This window comes from Amycolatopsis lurida, assembly GCF_900105055.1.
GTDB lineage: Bacteria > Actinomycetota > Actinomycetes > Mycobacteriales > Pseudonocardiaceae > Amycolatopsis > Amycolatopsis lurida.
On the sequence record NZ_FNTA01000004.1, the window covers coordinates 6,649,977 to 6,667,320 of the forward strand.

Annotated in this window: 17 protein-coding genes; 7 read left to right on the top strand and 10 right to left on the bottom strand. The window is 69.4% G+C overall.

What is annotated here, in order from left to right; genetic code table 11:
* Positions 1-97: 97 nt before the first annotated feature.
* Positions 98-1,426: an allantoinase AllB gene (allB, locus tag BLW75_RS36565; protein ID WP_034310863.1), complete on the top strand. Its 1,329-nt coding sequence runs from the start codon at positions 98-100 to the stop codon at positions 1,424-1,426.
* 1 nt (position 1,427) lies between these two features.
* Positions 1,428-2,444 carry an allantoicase gene (gene alc / locus BLW75_RS36570; RefSeq protein ID WP_034310866.1) on the top strand — a complete coding sequence of 339 codons (1,017 nt, stop codon included), beginning with the start codon at positions 1,428-1,430 and terminating at the stop codon, positions 2,442-2,444.
* Here the strand turns inward: alc and BLW75_RS43050 are convergent.
* Genes BLW75_RS43050 through BLW75_RS43055 form a run of 8 tightly spaced genes read right to left on the bottom strand, consistent with a single transcriptional unit; the run spans position 2,435 to position 9,726 of the window.
* Positions 2,435-2,611: a hypothetical protein gene (locus tag BLW75_RS43050; RefSeq protein ID WP_167373560.1), complete on the bottom strand. Its 177-nt coding sequence runs from the start codon at positions 2,609-2,611 to the stop codon at positions 2,435-2,437. The two genes, alc and BLW75_RS43050, sit on opposite strands and share 10 nt — an antisense overlap.
* A gap of 34 nt (positions 2,612-2,645) precedes the next feature.
* Complete coding sequence (locus BLW75_RS36575; protein ID WP_034310869.1) at positions 2,646-3,122, bottom strand: CoA-binding protein; 477 nt, start codon at positions 3,120-3,122, stop codon at positions 2,646-2,648.
* Positions 3,119-4,408 (bottom strand): O-acetylhomoserine aminocarboxypropyltransferase/cysteine synthase family protein, encoded by a 1,290-nt coding sequence (locus BLW75_RS36580; protein ID WP_034310871.1) that lies wholly within the window; start codon positions 4,406-4,408, stop codon positions 3,119-3,121. The genes BLW75_RS36575 and BLW75_RS36580 overlap by 4 nt, the downstream gene beginning before the upstream one ends.
* A 54-nt stretch (positions 4,409-4,462) precedes the next feature.
* The gene (locus BLW75_RS36585) at positions 4,463-5,644 is read right to left on the bottom strand and encodes a hypothetical protein (RefSeq protein ID WP_034310873.1); all 1,182 of its coding nucleotides are present in this window, start codon (positions 5,642-5,644) and stop codon (positions 4,463-4,465) included.
* 24 nt (positions 5,645-5,668) lie between these two features.
* Positions 5,669-7,039 carry a hypothetical protein gene (locus BLW75_RS36590; RefSeq protein ID WP_034311179.1) on the bottom strand — a complete coding sequence of 457 codons (1,371 nt, stop codon included), beginning with the start codon at positions 7,037-7,039 and terminating at the stop codon, positions 5,669-5,671.
* The gene (locus BLW75_RS36595; protein ID WP_034310876.1) at positions 7,036-7,500 is read right to left on the bottom strand and encodes a hypothetical protein; all 465 of its coding nucleotides are present in this window, start codon (positions 7,498-7,500) and stop codon (positions 7,036-7,038) included. Before BLW75_RS36595 ends, BLW75_RS36590 begins: the two co-directional genes overlap by 4 nt.
* On the bottom strand, positions 7,497-8,840 hold the full coding sequence (locus BLW75_RS36600; RefSeq protein ID WP_034310878.1) for a hypothetical protein: 1,344 nt from the start codon (positions 8,838-8,840) through the stop codon (positions 7,497-7,499). Before BLW75_RS36600 ends, BLW75_RS36595 begins: the two co-directional genes overlap by 4 nt.
* Positions 8,824-9,726, bottom strand: a complete 903-nt coding sequence (locus tag BLW75_RS43055; RefSeq protein WP_034310881.1) for a hypothetical protein — start codon at positions 9,724-9,726, stop codon at positions 8,824-8,826. The genes BLW75_RS36600 and BLW75_RS43055 overlap by 17 nt, the downstream gene beginning before the upstream one ends.
* 314 nt (positions 9,727-10,040) lie before the next feature.
* Between BLW75_RS43055 and BLW75_RS36610 the strand changes: the two genes are divergently transcribed.
* The gene (locus tag BLW75_RS36610) at positions 10,041-10,376 is read left to right on the top strand and encodes a helix-turn-helix domain-containing protein (protein ID WP_241783536.1); all 336 of its coding nucleotides are present in this window, start codon (positions 10,041-10,043) and stop codon (positions 10,374-10,376) included.
* 333 nt (positions 10,377-10,709) lie between these two features.
* Here BLW75_RS36610 and BLW75_RS36615 read toward each other — a convergent pair whose 3' ends face one another.
* Positions 10,710-11,324 (bottom strand): (2Fe-2S)-binding protein, encoded by a 615-nt coding sequence (locus BLW75_RS36615; protein ID WP_034310886.1) that lies wholly within the window; start codon positions 11,322-11,324, stop codon positions 10,710-10,712.
* Complete coding sequence (locus BLW75_RS36620; protein ID WP_091599132.1) at positions 11,324-12,184, bottom strand: putative RNA methyltransferase; 861 nt, start codon at positions 12,182-12,184, stop codon at positions 11,324-11,326. Before BLW75_RS36620 ends, BLW75_RS36615 begins: the two co-directional genes overlap by 1 nt.
* A gap of 175 nt (positions 12,185-12,359) precedes the next feature.
* Between BLW75_RS36620 and BLW75_RS36625 the strand changes: the two genes are divergently transcribed.
* Genes BLW75_RS36625 through BLW75_RS36640 form a run of 4 tightly spaced genes read left to right on the top strand, consistent with a single transcriptional unit; the run spans position 12,360 to position 17,293 of the window.
* Positions 12,360-13,754 carry an ammonium transporter gene (locus BLW75_RS36625; RefSeq protein ID WP_167373561.1) on the top strand — a complete coding sequence of 465 codons (1,395 nt, stop codon included), beginning with the start codon at positions 12,360-12,362 and terminating at the stop codon, positions 13,752-13,754.
* Positions 13,751-14,089, top strand: a complete 339-nt coding sequence (locus tag BLW75_RS36630; RefSeq protein WP_020630602.1) for a P-II family nitrogen regulator — start codon at positions 13,751-13,753, stop codon at positions 14,087-14,089. The genes BLW75_RS36625 and BLW75_RS36630 overlap by 4 nt, the downstream gene beginning before the upstream one ends.
* Before the next feature lie 9 nt (positions 14,090-14,098).
* Positions 14,099-16,414 carry a [protein-PII] uridylyltransferase gene (locus BLW75_RS36635; RefSeq protein WP_034310891.1) on the top strand — a complete coding sequence of 772 codons (2,316 nt, stop codon included), beginning with the start codon at positions 14,099-14,101 and terminating at the stop codon, positions 16,412-16,414.
* Between the two features lie 36 nt (positions 16,415-16,450).
* Positions 16,451-17,293, top strand: a complete 843-nt coding sequence (locus tag BLW75_RS36640) for a DMT family transporter (protein WP_034310893.1) — start codon at positions 16,451-16,453, stop codon at positions 17,291-17,293.
* The last annotated feature ends 51 nt before the right edge of the window (positions 17,294-17,344 follow it).

Below are 17,344 nucleotides of genomic sequence, written 5' to 3' on the forward strand. Positions count from 1 at the left end.
AGGTAGCGCCGCCCGCGCTCGTTGACGAGCAGGGTGGCCGGAGTTAATGTCGGAGTGCGAAACCTCGATTCCACTCAGTGGAAATTGGAGGCTTGAGATGGACTTGGTGATCAAGGCCGCCCGGGCTGTGACAGCCGCCGGGGAAGTACCCGCGACCGTCGGTGTCGACGAGGGCCGCATCGTCGCGGTGGAGCCCGCCGGAGCCGATCTGGACGGCGATCGGGTGCTCGAACTCGGCGAGGACGTCGTCCTGCTGCCGGGACTCGTCGACACGCATGTGCACGTCAACGATCCGGGCCGCACCGAATGGGAGGGGTTCGCCTCGGCGACCCGCGCGGCCGCGGCGGGCGGGGTCACCACGATCGTGGACATGCCGCTGAACAGCCTGCCGCCGACGGTCGACGTCGCGTCGCTGGAGGTGAAGCGCAAGACCGCCGAGGGCCGGGTGCACGTCGACGTCGGGTTCTGGGGCGGCGCGATCCCCGGAAATCTCGCGGAGCTGCGCGGCTTGCACGAGGCCGGAGTGTTCGGCTTCAAGTCGTTCCTGCTGCATTCCGGGGTCGACGAGTTCCCACCGCTGGACGCGCGCGGGCTCGAAGAGGCGATGACCGAGCTGCGGACCTTCGACGGCATGATCATCGTGCACGCGGAGGACTCCGACGCGATCGACCACGCGCCCGACCCGCACGGCGAGAAATACGAAGACTTCCTGCACTCGCGGCCGCGCGGCGCGGAGAACGTGGCGATCGCGCAGGTCATCGAGCTGGCAAGGAAGACCGGCGTCCGCGCGCACATCCTGCACCTGTCCTCCTCGGACGCGCTGCCGATGGTCGAGAGCGCGCGGCGCGACGGCGTCCGGCTGACCGCCGAGACCTGCCCGCACTACCTGAGCTTCACCGCGGAGGAGATCGGCGACGGCGCCACACAGTTCAAATGCTGCCCGCCGATCCGCGAGGCCGGGAACCGCGAACTGCTGTGGAAGGGGCTCGCGGACGGTGTCATCGACTGCGTGGTGACCGACCATTCGCCGTGCACACCCGAGCTGAAACGGTTCGACAGCGGCGATTTCGGGCTCGCGTGGGGCGGGATCGCCGGCCTGCAACTCGGCCTGCCCGCCGTCTGGACACAGGCGAGGCAGCGCGGATTCGCCCTCACCGACGTCGTCCGTTGGATGGCCGAACATCCGGCCGCTCAGGCGGGGATGCGGCGCAAGGGACATCTCGCGCCGGGCTACGACGCCGACTTCAGCGTGTTCGCGCCCGACGAGGCCTTCGTCGTCGACGTCGCGAAATTGAAGCACCGCAACCCGGTCAGCGCCTACCACGGACGGCCGCTCGCCGGTGTCGTCCGGAGCACGTGGTTGCGCGGCGAGGAGATCACCGGTGAAGACCCGGCAGGCGTCCTGCTGACCCGGGGTGACTGCTGAGATGGAGGAAGCCGTGAACGACCGTCCTGAGTGGACAGCCCGGCCCGACCTGGCCTCGCGCAAGTTCGGCGGGACCGTGATGTGGGCGACGGACGAGTTGTTCGCCGAGAAGGAGAACCTGGTCAATCCCTGGGCGCCAGCGCATCAGACGGAGACCTTCGGCCCCAAGGGCCAGGTCTACGACGGCTGGGAGACGCGGCGGCACCGGGAACCGGGCGACGACCAGGCCATCGTCCGGCTCGGTCTGGCGGGCGCGATCACCGGCGTCATCGTGGACACCGCGTTCTTCAAGGGAAACTACCCGCCCTTCGTCTCGGTCGAGGCCTGTGCCGTCGACGGTTATCCCAACGCCGCCGAACTGGCCGAAGCGGACTGGGACGTGCTGGTGAAACGCGGCGCGGCGGCGGGGCACACGGAGAACTTCTTCGAGATCGGCGGGAGCAAGCGCTACACGCACGTCCGGCTGACCATGCACCCGGACGGCGGGGTGGCCCGGCTGCGGGTGCACGGCACGCCGATCCCGGATCCGCGGCTGCTCGACCTCGGCGCGCTCGACCTCGCCGCGCTGGAGAACGGCGCGGTGGTCACCGGCTGCAGCAACATGTTCTATTCCTCGCCCAACAACCTCTTCTCGCCGGGGCTCGCCGCGCATCAGGCCGAGGGCTGGGAGACCGCGCGGCGCCGGGACGACGGGAACGACTGGGTCACGGTGCGCCTCGCCGGCGCGGGCGTCGTCCGGTTCGCCGAACTGGACAACAGCAACCTCAAGGGCAACGCGCCGGGCTGGGCGTCGCTCAGTGGCCGGGACGGCGACGGCGAATGGGTCGAACTCCTGCCGAAGACGCGGTTGCAGCCCGACACCCGGCACCGGTTCGCCCTCGCGGAGGGGCTCGAGGTGACCGAGGTCCGTCTCGACATCTATCCCGACGGCGGGATGGCGCGCCTACGGCTTTTCGGGGCGCTTTCCGAGCGAGGCCGCGCGGAGCTCGCTTCGCGTTTCGAGGCCGCTCAGGGCTGAGCGCCGGGCCGGTTCAGGTACGCGGAGAGCAGCGAGAGGACGGTGCCGATCGAGAAGATCGCGGTGAGCCACCAAGCGCCGCCGATCGACAGATTCCACACCAGGGCACCCACCATGAGCACCGCCATGACGATGTTCCTGATCTGCAGCGGTGTCGGTTTGGCCATGCCGCCACCCTCTCACGGGCGGCGGTCACGCTGGTCAGGGGGCGGACTGGCGACGGGAGCTGATCACACCGGTGTCGAACCCGGCGAGGTGGAGCCCTCCGGCGAACCGGGCGTGCTCGATCTTGACGCAGCGATTCATCACCACGTCCAGCCCCGCCTCCTTCGCGCGGTCGGCGACGGGCTCGTGCCACAGGCCCAGCTGCAACCAGAACGTGCGCGCCCCGGCCTTGACGACCTCCTCGGCGACGCCGGGGAGGTCGTCGTGCTTGCGGAAGACGCTGACCAGGTCGACCTCGCCGGGCACGTCCGCCAGGGACGGGTACACCGGGCGCCCGAGGAGCTCGTCCAGCCTCGGGTTCACGAAGTTGACCTCGTACTTGCTGGAGGAAAGCAGGTACGTCGCGACGAAATAGCTCGGCCGCGCCGGGTTGCCCGAGGCACCGACGATCGTCACCGACCTCGTCCGCGAAAGGATGCGGCGGCGTTCGACCGCGCCGACGTCGTAGGTCATCCCGCCACCGCCTTGCCGAGTGCCTGATCGAGATCCCACAGGATGTCGTCGACGTCCTCCAGCCCGACCGACAGGCGGATCAGATCCGCGCCCACGCCCGCCGCGCGCAACCGGTCTTCGGAGAGCTGCTGGTGCGTGGTGGACGCCGGATGGATGACCAGGGTCCGCGCGTCCCCGACGTTCGCCAGATGCGACAGCAGCTCGACGGAGTTCACGAACGTTTCCCCGGCCGCGCGGCCGCCGTCGACGCCGAAGGAGAACACGGCGCCAGGACCGGCGGGCAGGTACTTCTTCGCGCGGTCGTGGTGGGGATGATCCGGCAGTCCCGCGTAGTTCACCCACGCCACCCGGCTGTCGTTGACGAGATACCCCGCGACGGCTCGCGCGTTGGCGACGTGGGCGTCCATCCGTTGCGGCAGCGTCTCGACCCCCTGTAGCAGGAGGAAGGCCGAATGCGGGGAAAGGACCGCGCCAATGTCGCGCAACTGCTCGGCGCGAAGCCGGGTGCAGAAGGCGTATTCGCCGAAGTTCTCCCAGTACTTCAGGCCACCGTAACTCTCGACGACCTCGGTCATCCGCGGGAACTTCCCGTTGCCCCAGTCGAACTTCCCGGACTCGACGACCACGCCGCCCAGCGTGGTCCCGTGCCCGCCGAGGAACTTCGTGGCCGAATGCAGCACGATGTCCGCGCCGTGCTCGATCGGACGGCACAGGTACGGCGTCGCCAGCGTGGCGTCGACGACCAAGGGGATGTCGTGCGCGTGCGCGAGTTCGGCCAGCCCGGCGATGTCGGCGATCCCGCCGCCGGGATTGCCGATGACCTCGGTGAAGATCAGCTTCGTCCGGTCGGTGACGGCGGCCGCGTAGTCCTCGATGCGATCTCCGTCGACGAAGGTGGTCTCGATACCGAAGCGGCGCAGCGTCCCGGTGAGTTGTGTGACCGTCCCGCCGTAGAGCCCGCCCGCCGACACGATGTGGTCTCCGGCCTCGGCGAGAGCGGAGAAGGTCAGGAACTCCGCGGCCTGACCACTGCTGGTCGCGACCCCGCCGATCGCGCCTTCGAGACTGGCCAGCCGCTCCTCGAAGGCCGCGACCGTCGGATTGCCGATCCGGCTGTAGATGTTGCCGTACTTCTGCAGCGCGAACAGGTTCGCCGCGTCGGCCGCGTCTTCGAAGACGAAGCTCGTGGTCTGGTAGATGGGCACGGCGCGGGCGCCGGTCGCCGGGTCGGGCGTCCCGCCCGCGTGCAGGGCGCGGGTGCGGAAGCCCCAGGTGCGTTCACTCATCGCGCCCGACGCTACCTCGCGTCCCACCCCGTGGCCATCGTTCCCAGCCCGTGGCTACTTGCGGTCCAGGGTGATCACCGCGCCGGGGCGGTGGCCGTTCCGGCGCGGCGTGACCGGACGTGGCTCGCGGGAGACCGCGACCCCGGCCGGCCGCTGCCGATCGGCGGGCAGGACCTCTCGCGAGTTCGTCCGGTCGGCCAGCCGCAGGGACTGCGCCGAGGTCAGCCACTCTTCGGCGGGCTCCGCGATTTCGAGCAGCAGCGCCTCGAACTCCGAGCGGGTGGTTTCGAGGATGTGCGGTGCCGCGAGCCAGCGCAGCACCTGGCGTCCGGTGACCGCCATCCGCTGCCGCGGCGACGACACCAGCCGCTGATCGAAGTAGCGGATCAGCACCTCGTCCACGGTGTCCCACGCGTTGGCCGCGCCGAACAGATCGAGCACGTCCTCCGAACCGAGGATCTTGAACGCCTCGGTCAGCAGCTGCATGACCTCCACCCGCAGCACGTTCAGATGGCCGTACGAGGTGAACTTCAGGTTGTTCCGCAGGTCGAGACCGCTGCGCCGGACGACCGCGACGCTGCCGAAGCTCGGGTCGTACGCGCGCTCGCGGACGACGTCCGAGATCCGCTTGTCCCGCCAGAACAACGCGACCTGGTTGCTGAACTGCGTGAACAGCTGGTGGAAATCGGTGTTCGGCCGCGAGTTCGCCGAACCGAGCCCCTTGCCGTAGCCGAGCACCCGCCGATACGCGCTGACGCGGTCCCGCCGGGTGTAGCGCAGGACGTCCCGCCGGTCGAACCGGTACAGGCCGAACGCGCCGGGGCCGTCCGAAAGCCGGATGGCCCCGCCTTGGAACAGCTCCTGCAGCTTCTGCACCACGCGGAACACGCCGATCCGTTCGTGCTGGTACAGGTAGTACAGGTCGCCGACCGCGATGACCCGCTCCGAAGCGACCGTCTCGTCGTAGGCGTCGACACCCGGCGGCATCGCCGTCGCGCCGAGGTCCGCGGCCGATCCATCGCCGAGACCTACGAGCTGCGCGATCCCGCCGTCCGCGGGCCCCGGTTTGCCCCGCTGTTCGGCCTCGACCGCGGTGAGCATGTCGTCCAGCTGCTTGAGGACCGCGTCGCCGAGTTTCGGATCGCTGCCCAGCTCGTTGGCGAGTTTCCCGGCGACCTGGCCGCGCAAGGCCGCGACCCGGTCGAAGAGTTCCCGGTATTCCTTTTCCGTGCCCATCGTCTTCCTCCCGTACGGGTCCGGCTACTGCCCGGTCCGCTTGCGCGTGGTCCGGGGTTTCGGCGGTTCCTCCGCCTCGGGTGGTGCCTGCCCTTCCTGGATGCCGTGCCCCTCACGGAGTTCGGCGACCGACGGCACCGGTGGTGTCCGGCCGGGCGGTGGCGTGAGCTGCGGGGTGGGCGGGGCGGGCGGGTTCGGATCGGCCGGCGACGGCGAGCCTTCCCGGCCGATCGGTTCGGCGATCCGGACGACCTCCTGGAGGTGGTCGTCGAGTTCGTCGATGGCCCGCTGCACACGGGAGCTGAAGAAACCAGGGGGAAGCGACGCGCGGAAGTTGCCCGGCACGTCTCCGTTGGGGCCGCCGGTGCTCTGCCGGGGAAGGTTCGCGACGATCCGCTGGAGCCGCATCGCGATCTGGAGGAACGACGTGCCGACCCCCTCCTTGCCCGCCGACTCGATCAGCTTGCCGCCCTCGAAGGTGGCGAATTCGCGGATCCAGCGCAGCAACCCGCCGAGCGACATAGTCCCGCCCTGCGGATCGGGGACCCGGAGCACTTCGAGGTCTTCCTGCTGGACGAACACCGACCGCAGCATCGCGACGACCTCGTCGACCTGTGACGCCGTCGCGGACAGCAGCCGGGAGAGGGCGACCACGGCGGGGCCGAAGAACGGCTGACCACCGGCAGGCTGGGAGAACGGGTCGATCTTGTCTCGTGCGTCCTGCCAGCCCCTGAACAACGAGACCACCCAATCCGTCAGCGTGATGAAGGAGGTCTGGATCCGTTCTTCCTCGATCGTGTTGACCTTGCCCGAGACCAGGCCGAACTCGTCCCGCAGCTGGCCGAGGTGTCCTTGCGTGCGGTCCCCGGCGCCGACCGCGAGACCACTGTTCCCGAGCAGCAGCAGGAAGAGCTGATCGACCCTGGCCACGCGGATCAGCGGGCTCTCCAGCTCCTGCCGGATCTGTTCGAGATCGTGCCGGACGAGCGCGCGGAAGCCCTCGGCGTTCTCGGGATCCGCGTCCGTCCTCAGTGGACGGAGTGAGTCGAGGAGTGCCAGCGAATCCTTGACCGCGCTCCTGGCCCTGGCCGCGAGCGAGGCCTGGCCACCGGTGACGGCGCCGAGATCGGCCTGGATCGCGTACCCGCGCGGAGTCCATTGCGCCTCGGTGCGCCCCTGGACCTCTTTCAGCTCGAAGCTCCCGGTGAGCGCGGCCACGAAACCCTTCGTGTCGCCTTCGCGCCACTTCCAGCCGAGCATGTCACTGATCGTTTGTTCGGCGAGTTCGCCGGGTGCCGCCGCCGGCGGTGGGTACTGCCCGGTCGACAGCGGATACGCGCTGTCGATGTCCTGTGCGCGCGGCAACGTCGCGCCGCGGTCGTCGTTGATCGTCATCGGGTCGCCCCACATCCCTTGAATTCGGCCAGTTCCACTGCTTCACGCCAGCACCGCACCATCACGTCCTCCGCCGAAGACAGGGCGGCGGCGCATTGGTCCACCCCGGCGTGGAAGCTCTTCGCCCAGCCCCGCCATTCCTGTTCCCGTCCGTGCACCGCGCGCAGCAGCCCGGAGACCGCGTGGTGCGAACGGCAGTGCCCGTCCACCCGCCGTCGCAGCTTCAGCAGCGACGACGCCGTGGTGTGCAACGATTCGGCGCTCACCGGGCACTGTGTCGCGCGCGTGGCGGCCTCGACCTCTCCGGTGCCGTCCAGGACGACTTCGGCGAGGTGATCCGCCGCGGCGAGCCCGACACCGGCCGGCCGGTCTTCGGCGACGCTGATCTCCAAAGCCCGCCAGCACGCGGCCACCTGGTTCACTTCCATGCCCAGCCGGGAGAATTCGGTGTGGAGCGTCATCTCGCCCTCCTGCCGAGTTCTTCCATGAAGAAACCGGAAAGCCGTTTCGGTGGCGCCATCCGTTGGTCGAGCGCGAACCGCACCGCGCCGATGAGGAACCGCTCCGGCACCACGCCCGGGGACACCCCGTCGGCCAGTCTTTCCGCGGCTTCTTCGATCATCGCCTGTTCCTTGGCTTCGAACCGCAGCACCTTCGCCAGCGAACGGTGACCCAGCGAAGGGAACGACGTGAAGCACATCGCGTCCACCACCGTGGGAATCGCCTTGTCCGCCGTCTTCAGCAGCGCCGGCGGCGCGTTGACCAGCTTCGCCCGCGGGTACAGCTTGTGCCACATCGACGCGTAGGACTTCGCGTGCCGGGCGAAACCCATGCGTCGCAACAACTCCACGGAGATCTTCGCGCGAAGGTACGGCACCGGGTGGACCGCCCGAGGGGCGAACCCCGTCGTTTCGAGCTCGGTGCGCCCGATGACGTCGAACAGCGAACCGACGACCGCCGGGCCGCCCAGCAACAGCGCGGACAGGTCGGCGAACGTCTCCCGGTTCCACCTGACCCAGACCGAGGTCACCTCGCGCGGGACCCCCGCCTCGACGAGCCTCGCCGCCACCTGGAGCGGGATCGCCCTGGCGAGGCCCAGATCGTTCTGCAGGTTGTGACTCACCTCGTGCAGCACCGCGCCGAGCGTCCACGGGTTCACCAGCCGGTGGTACGGAAGCTGGATCAGCGGGAAGGGATTGAGCCGGTTCCCCAGGCGCCGCAAGGGGATCCCGCGGCGCGAGGTGGCCGGGCCGGACCCGGTGCGCAGGTAGCAGAACGGTGGCGGGGTCGGGATCGATCGCCAGCGCCCGATCCCGAGGTAGGCGTACTGATAGCAGTCGAGCGCCACCCGGTCGCAGGCCACCAGCCACGGGGCGAACGCGCCCTGCCGCTGGTTGAACAGGTCGAGGTAGAAGTCCCACACCCGCTCGGTGGTCCTGACCCAGCGCTGGGCGCGGGACTTCGCCTGCAGGAGCCGGGCGAGTTCGGCCTGTTCCGGCCGTTTCACCGCCTCCTGCGCCGTCCTGCGGGTCACGCGGGTCGCGGTGAACAACGGTCCCCGCAGGGTCGCCATCATGCGGTTGACCGCCGCCAGATGGGCCCGGCTCGGCCCGGTCGCCGGATCGCCGAACTCCGACCAGCGGAACGGCCGCAACGCGTCCAGATGCCGTTCCACGTTGGTGGCCTGGGAGAGGACCCATGCCTCCAGTTCCCTCCCGCCGGATGGCCTCGCCCGCCGCGCTCCGGCAGGAGGGACCGGGGCACCGGATGCCGCGGGGAGCGCCTTAACGGCGGCGCGCACGGCCGCGCGCCCGCTTGCTCTGTGCGGCACGACGCCGGTTGCGCTGTGCGGCGGTCCGTGGCGGGACACGCCGTGTCGTCCGGCGACGCCGTGCACCCGGGCGCTGTGCCGCCGCACGTCGCCGCGCGGGCTGCTTGCGTCGCGTGTTCTTCTTCTTCGTCCGCTTCAGCAGCTTGTCCGCCCCGAAGCTGACAGCGCCACCGATCAACGCGTTCGACAGCCAGCCGGGCGTCATCTGCATACCCGTGCGGAGGCCTTTCTTGACCTTCGCCGCGGTGCGTTTGACGATCTGCGGGACACGCCGGACGAGGTGTCGCGTGCCCGGATTACGCCAGAGCTTGCGGCCGAGGGTGGTGGCGCCACGGATGATCTTCGGGGCCACCGAGCGCACGACCGGGGCGAGCCGGGGCAGCGCGCGAACGGCCAGCGCCGCCAGCGGTCCGATGAACGCCTCGGCTTCCTCCTCGGTCTCCGCCTGTTCCGCCTGGAAGGCCAGCCGGGCCAGCTGATCGGCGTCGGGATAGAGGCGACGCAGCGGATTGACGAAGTCCTCGCCTTCGAACTCGTCCTCGAACTCGAACTCCTCCTCGAGCTCGCGGACCAGGTTCTCGAACTCTGCCTCGAATTCGTCCTCGTCCTCGAACTCGAACTCGTAGAGCGCTTCGTCCTCGTCTTCGAGTTCGTCTTCGAGTTCCTGGGCCAGTTCACCCAGCTCGTCTTCGGCCTCGAACTCGTAGAGCGCTTCGTCCTCGTCTTCGAGTTCGTCCTCCAGCTCATAGGCCAGCTCGCCGAGCGCACCCTCCAGCTCGTCCTCGAACTCGTCCTCGAACTCACGGCTCAGCTCGTCTTCCAACTCGCCGTCCACTGCCGCATAGCCACGGCTCATAACCCGTTCTCCTCTGCTCCGGTGAAAATCCCGCGGTCCCCGGCGCGGTGCGTCGGTGAGCACGGACCCGACACTGCCCGCGCACCGGGGCACACCGGTAGTCACACGTTCCTGTGTGACATGAATCGACTAGTTCGGACTTGTCACACAAATCGACGATGCGCTTTTCCTGTCGGAGGGGTTTGCTAGAGAGGGAGGGAAACCAAGAGGGGGGAGGCCGGTCTATGTCCACGAGCCCGGCGGTGGGATTTCCTGCGGCACCGATACACGATCTCGCGCGGCAGCGGAGGAAGGTCGCTTCGGAAGACGAAACCGTGCGAAGCCTGGCGAGGTCGCTCGTCCGGCGGGTCACGGAACTGAGCGACGGGGAGGCCGCGACGCGGAGACCGTTGCTGGACCTCACCGAGCACGGCGTCAGATGCCTGCTGGTGCCGGTGACACCGGAGGCGCACGACCTGCTCAGCCCGCGCGAGCACGAAGTGGCGCGCATGGTGAGCCGGGGCTATACGAACAAACAGATCGCCGGCGTACTGGAAATCAGTCTGAACACGGTTTCCGCGCATATGCGGCGGATCTTCACCAAACTGGGGGTCGGCACCCGTGCGGCGATGGTCGCCGCGTTGACGGGGGAGAATCTCGCCGCCGTATGAGCGGGCCGGGGCCAAGGGGGCTTTCCCGCGTCTGATGTGGTGAAGGGCGAACATGCCGTGTTGGTGGGCGGGGACAAAGGCTCCTTTCGCGTCGTCTGACGCGGCGAAGGATCCCTTCGGTGCCTGAGGTCGTCATCGGGCCGGTGAGACGGGGCTTTGCGGATTCAAGCCATCCCGTGGCCCGCGTCCTTTGCGCGCCGCAGGTGTGTTCGCTCGTGCGGCTGGGTTCAAGGCGGTGATCCGAGGCTGGTGAGGGGAACTTCGGGGACTCTTGGTCCCTCAAGGGGTCCTTCACGGAATGGCGATCCGGCCTCCTTCACCGAAACCCACGCGCTACCCGAGAGCGGCGCGTAGCCGCCGGTCCCGTTCCTCGGGAGTTTGCCGGGGACAACTGGTGCACTTCGGGTTGCCCGCTTCGTAGATCAGGCAACAGGAAGCACGGCGCACCACGGTGTTCCGCCCGATCCGGGAGAACCGCGGCTCCGGCATCCCGAGCCCGATGGCGGCCACGAGCGGCGCCGCCAGTTCGATCGCTCGTTCGGTGTCGCCGGTCCACATCAGGCGGTTGCCGATCGAATCCGTCGCGATCGCGCCCAGCGCGCGCGGATTCGCCCCCGTGACGGCCGAAATGGTGCCGATCGCCGTGCTCAGCGCCCCGGCGAACGCGGCACCGAGTTCGGCAAGGCCGCCGTCGAGGAGCCGTGAAGACCGGGCGCCGGTGAAGCGGCCGTCCGGGACGAGGTCGATCGTGACGGCGTCGAGCGACGGATCCAGCGGCTCACCCCGGACGAGTGACTCGACGGAGGGCGCGACGAGAACGGAGGACAGCGAGTACCACCAGATCGTGCCGAGCACTTCGGGCCGCGAGCAGCCGTAGAGTTTCGCGGCCCCGCCGATGCGGGCGCTGACCCAGGCGGCGTCGGCGAGCAGGGTCGCGGGTGCCTCCATCAGGGCACCGGCCGGTACAGCGTGACGCTGAACGACGTGGTGACGTCCACCGGCGCGTCGATCGCGTCGAGGCGTTCACGGCGGCCGTCGCGGTGGAGGTGGTGGGCGCTCGGTCCCATCTCGACGATTTGACGGACCTGGGCGGGCGCCAACGTCACCCGCCGGGTGACCTCGTGCCGGTCCGCCCGGGTGAAGCGGTCGCCGAGGGTGTCCTCCAGCCGCGCGTCCTTCCCGCCGTCGACGGAGATCACCAGGTCGCCCAGTTCCCCGAGGTGACCTGGGTTCGGCGTCGCGACGACCAGCAGCCCGTCCGCGGACAGGACGCGGTGGAACTGCGAGGCGTTGCGGGGCGCGAAGACGTTGAGGACGAGTGACGCGCTCGAGTCCGCCACCGGCCAGGGCTCCCACAGATTCCACACGGCCGCGCCCGCGCGCGCGTGCGCGCGAGCGGCCCGACGCAGGGCGACGGCTGAGACGTCGAGCGCCAGTCCGTACGCGGTGGGGACGGCGTCGAGCACGTGCGCGAGGTAGTACCCAGTGCCCGCCCCGGCGTCGATGACCATCCCGTTCTCGACGTGGTCCGAAGCCACCTTCGCGAGGGCTTCGGCAAGAGGCAGATAAACACCCGACGAGAGGAGGTCGACGCGAGCCGCGACCATCGGCGCCGTGTCCGCGGTGCCGGCCGGGATGCGCGCGTGCAGAAGATTGACGTAACCCTGCTTCGCTACGTCGAACGAGTGGCCTCTCCCACAACGCACCGTGCGGTCGCTTAGCCCGACCGGGTCACCGCAGACCGAACACCGCAGCGACCGGACGATCTCCGGTGGCAGTGGGTCATGGCCGGATACACGTGCGTTCATGGACCTATTCGACCATGAGGTTTCGCAACCGGACAGAACGCACCAGGTCTCGGGAAACCTGGACGTAACAACGCCGCACCGACAGTTCACGCGGGTGAAACCTGAATCGCCGCCCGAGGAAACACCGCGGTCCAAAGATTCCTGCGCAGTACACCCCAGGCACGGGAGGAAGATTGTGCTGAACGCAGGAGACACCGCATGGGTGTTGATCAGCGCCGCGCTGGTCATGCTCATGACACCGGGATTGGCGTTCTTCTACGGCGGCATGGTCCGCGCGAAGAGCGTCCTGAACATGTTGATGATGAACTTCATCGCGCTCGCCGTAGTCGGTGTCCTCTGGACGCTGTACGGCTTCACGATGGCGTTCGGCAACGACATCGGCGGAGGATTGCTCGGTAACTTCGACTTCGCCGGTCTCTCGAACATCTCCGGCAAGCTCGCCGGGTTCGCGACCGCCGCCACCGACACCGCGCCCGAGGTCGCCTGGCCCGGCGCGGACGCGTTGCCGTTGTTCGCCTTCGTGATGTTCCAGCTGATGTTCGCGATCATCACGCCCGCGCTGATCTCCGGTGCCATCGCCGACCGCGCCAAGTTCTGGGGCTGGACGCTGTTCGTCGCGGTGTGGGTGACCATCGTGTACTTCCCGGTGGCGCACTGGGTGTTCTCGTTCAACGGCTTCATCGGCGCGGATTCGGTCGGCGGCTGGATCGCCAACCAGCTCAAGGCGCTCGACTTCGCCGGTGGTACCGCCGTCCACATCAACGCCGGCGCGGCGGGCCTGGCGCTGGCGATCGTGCTCGGCAAGCGCAAGGGCTGGCCGAAGGGCACCGGACGTCCGCACAACGTCCCGTTCGTGCTGCTGGGTGCCGCGCTGCTGTGGTTCGGCTGGTACGGCTTCAACGCCGGTTCGTCGCTGGCCGCCAACGACCTCGCCGCCGTCGCGTTCACCAACACCACCGTCGCGACCGCCGCCGCCATCCTCGGCTGGCTGATCATCGAGCAGATCAAGATCGGCAAGCCGACCACCCTCGGCGCCGCCTCCGGTGCCGTCGCCGGTCTCGTCGCGATCACCCCGGCGGCCGGTTTCGTCAGCCCGCTGGGCGCCATCGCCATCGGTCTCATCGCCGGTGCCCTGTGCGCGCTGGCGATCAGCCTCAAGTTCCGCTTCGGTTTCGACGACTCCCTCGACGTCGTCGGCGTCCACCTCGTGGGTGGTCTCGTCGGCACGCTGCTCATCGGTTTCTTCGGCACCACCAGCGTCAACTCGCTCGGCGTCGACGGCCTGTTCTACGGCGGCGGCCTCGGCCAGCTCGGCAAGCAGGCGCTCGCGGCGGCCGTCGTGCTCGGCTACTCGTTCGTGCTCACCTTCGTCATCGGCTGGGTGATCAAGAAGCTCGGCGGGTTCCGCGTCAGCGCGGAGGACGAGGTCAGTGGTATCGATGAGGCCCAGCACGCGGAGAGCGCGTACGACTTCACCGGATCGGGCGGTGGCCTCGGCCAGCCGAGCTCCATCCCGGTCAAGTCGTCCACCGGAAACGCGGCCACGAAACTCGAGGAGAGCAAGGCATGAAGCTGATCACCGCGATCGTGAAGCCGTTCACGCTCGACGACGTCCGCTCCGCGCTGGAGCAGCTGGGCGTGCTCGGCATGACGGTCAGCGAGGTGCAGGGCTACGGCAGGCAGAAGGGCCACACCGAGGTCTACCGGGGTGCGGAGTACTCCGTGGACTTCGTGGCGAAGCTGAGGGTCGAGGTCGTCACCGACGATTCCAACGTCGAGAAGGTGCTCGACGCGATCACCACGGCCGCCCACACCGGCAAGATCGGTGACGGCAAGATCTGGGTGACGCCGGTGGAGACGGTCATCCGGGTACGCACCGGTGAGCGCGGCTCGGACGCCCTATAGGCGTCACGGATGGCCGACGGGGGTGAACTGGTCAAGGCCACCGAGCGATTGCTCGAGGGCAGGCACGGGAGGCTGGGGTCGGCCGCGTTGCGGGCGGCCCTGGTCGACCTCTACGAATTCTGGTTGGGCAAGGGCGCTTCGGCGGCCGGTGTAGACACCGCTGAACCCGGTGTCGCGCTGGCCGCCGTCGGCGGCCTGGGGCGCAGCGAGCTGGTGCCCTTCTCCGATCTCGATCTCTTGTTGCTGCACAACGGGAATTCGCGGGTCGGCGAGATCGCCGACGCGATCTGGTACCCGTTGTGGGACGCCAAGATCGGCCTCGATCACTCGGTGCGCACTCCGGGTGAGGCCCTGAAGGTGGCGTCCGAGGATCTGCGGACCGCGATGGGGCTGCTCGACATCCGCCACATCTCCGGGGACGCCGAGATCACCGCCAGGCTGGCGGCAGCGGCACGGGACCAGTGGCGGCGGACCGCCAGGAAACGGATGGACGAACTGGCGGACGCGGTGCGGCAGCGCTGGGCCCGCAGTGGCGAGATCGCGCAGTCCGCCGAGCCGGATCTCAAACACGGCCGGGGCGGCCTTCGCGACTTCGCCGTGTTGGAAGCGCTGGCGGCGGCACAGCTGACGGCGAGACCCGGTGAGGAGCTGCTGGCGGCCAAGAGCCTGCTGCTCGACGTCCGGACGGAACTGCGCCGGGAACTCCGCCGGGAGCGGGACATCCTCAGCGCGCCGGAGGCCGAGACGGTCGCCGGTGAGCTCGGGTTCGGCGACCGGTTCACCTTGGCGCGTAAGCTTTCCGGTGTCGGGCGGACGATCGCGTACGCGGTGGACGTCGCGCTCCGGTCCACTGTGGAACCGCCCAAGACGCGGTTCGGGCGGCGGCCGGCGCGGACTCCGCTCGACGAGGGTGTCGTCCTGCACGGGAACGAGGTCGCGCTGGCGCGGGACGCGGTGCCCGCCAAGGATCCGGCCCTGCTGCTGAGGGTCGCCGCGGCGTCGGCGCGGATCCGGAAGCCCATCGCGCACGGGACCCTGCGGGCCCTCGCCGAAACCGCGCCGGAACTGCGCGCACCCTGGCCCGCCGACGCCCTCAAGGCGCTGGTGGAACTGCTCGGCGCGGGCGAGGGACTCGTCGACGCCGTGGAGGCGCTGGACCGCACTGGCCTGTGGGCGCGCCTGTTCCCCGAATGGGGGGCGGTACGGGATCTCCCGCCGAGGTCGCCGGTGCACTCGTGGACCGTCGACAGGCATCTCGTGCGTGCCGCGGTCGAGGCGTCGAAACTGACGACCACCGTTTCGCGGCCGGATCTGCTGCTCATCGGCGCGCTGCTGCACGACATCGGCAAGGGCCGCGACGCGGACCATTCCGAACTCGGCGCGAAGATCAGTGCCCAGGTGGCGGCCCGGCTCGGGCTGACGGACGCCGATTCGGCGCTGGTCGCGGCGATGGTGCGGCATCATCTGCTGCTGCCGCACACCGCGACGCGGCGGGACATCAGCGATCCCGCCACGATCCAGCGGGTGACGAAGACGCTCGACGAGAACCTTGTCCTGCTGGAACTGCTGCACGCCCTGACGACGGCTGATTCGCTGGCCACCGGACCTGGTGTGTGGACGGATTGGAAGGCGCGCCTGCTCGCCGAACTCGTGTCCGGTTGCGAGGAAGCGTTGCACGGCAAGGGATTCGTGCCGCCGGAGCCGATGGGTGCCGAACAGCGGGAGCTCGTCGCCGAAGCCGTCGCGTCCGGCCGTGGCGAGGTCCGCATCACCGCCGCGGGCAAGGTCGTGACCGTCGTGCTGGCGGTCCCGGCGCGCGCCGAACTGCTGGCTCCCGCAGCCGGGGTGCTCGCGCTGAACTCGCTCGAAGTCCACGCGGCGGTGCTGCGCGGGCACGACGGGGGACGCGCGGGCGTGTTCACGGCGTCGCCGAAGTTCGGCTCGCTGCCCGACGTCACCCTGCTGCGTGAGCAGTTCGCGCGGGCGGTGGCCGGTACGCTGCCGCTCACCCAGCGGCTCGCGGCCAAGGAACGGGACTACGGCGGAGGGGAGACGCCGCCGGCCGGAGCGAAGGTGATCTGGTTCGACGACGAGACCAGTGGGCACGACACGGTCGTGGTCGAACTGCGGGCCGCGAACCGGATCGGGCTGCTGTACCGGGTCGCGGGCGCGTTGCGCCGGTGCGAGGCCGAGGTGCGCTGGGCGAAGGTGGCCACGCTCGGTGGCGCCGTCGTCGACTCGTTCGCCGTCGCGCCGCGGGCGGGCCGCGTCGACCAGGAGTGGCGGTCGAAGATCGAAGCGGCGCTGCTGGCCGCCGCAGCTTGATCGTTTGCCGACACCCGGCGCCGGGTAAGCCAATCCATGCCCGATCCCACTCTGCTCGCGCTGGGATCCGCCCTCTGTTACGGATTCGTCGACTTCGCGGGCGGACTCCTGGCCCGGCGGGCCGACTTCGCCGCCGTCGCGTTCGCCGGCCAGGCGGGCGGTTTCGTGATCATGCTCGGTGCCGTGCTTCTGCTCACGCCGGCGGATCCGTCGACGCCTGATCTCGTATGGGGCGCTGCCTCCGGCTTCGGCACGGCCGTCGGCATGGTCTTCCTCTACCGCGGTCTGATCGGCGGGGCGATGAGCATCGTGGTGCCGATCAGCGCGGTGGGCAGCGTGACACTGCCCGTGCTCGTCGGCGTGACCCTGCTGGGCGAGCGTCCCTCGGTGCCGGGATTCGCCGGGATCGGGCTGGCGGTCCTCGCGCTGGGGGCCGTTTCGCGTTCCGGCGCGGGTGACGCGGAAAGCACGAAGCCCGCGGTCCGGGACGCGCTGATCGCCAGCGCCGGATTCGCCGTCCAGTATCTCGCGCTGGCGCAGGCGGCACCGGAAGCCGGTCTCTGGCCGGTCGTGGCGAGCAGGCTGGCGGCGACTTCGGCGATCCTCCCGATCGTCGCCCGTAGGGGGAACGGTGTGCGGCTGCCGTGGCGCTTCGCGGTCGGCTCGGTGGCGAACGGCTGCTTCGCCGCGTTGTCTCTGGTCCTGTATCTCCTCGCCACTCGCCAGGGACTGACCACGATCGCGGTAGTGCTGGCGTCGTTCTATCCGGTCGTGCCGGTCGTCCTCGGCATCGTGGCACTCCGTGAGCGGCCGGGACCCGTGCGATCCGCGGGGTTGGTCCTGGCGGCGGGCGCGGTGGTCCTGCTCGGTTACGGCTGACCCGGGACCGGGGTGTCGCGCGAATCGCGGAGGGTAGCGGTGGCAGGATGT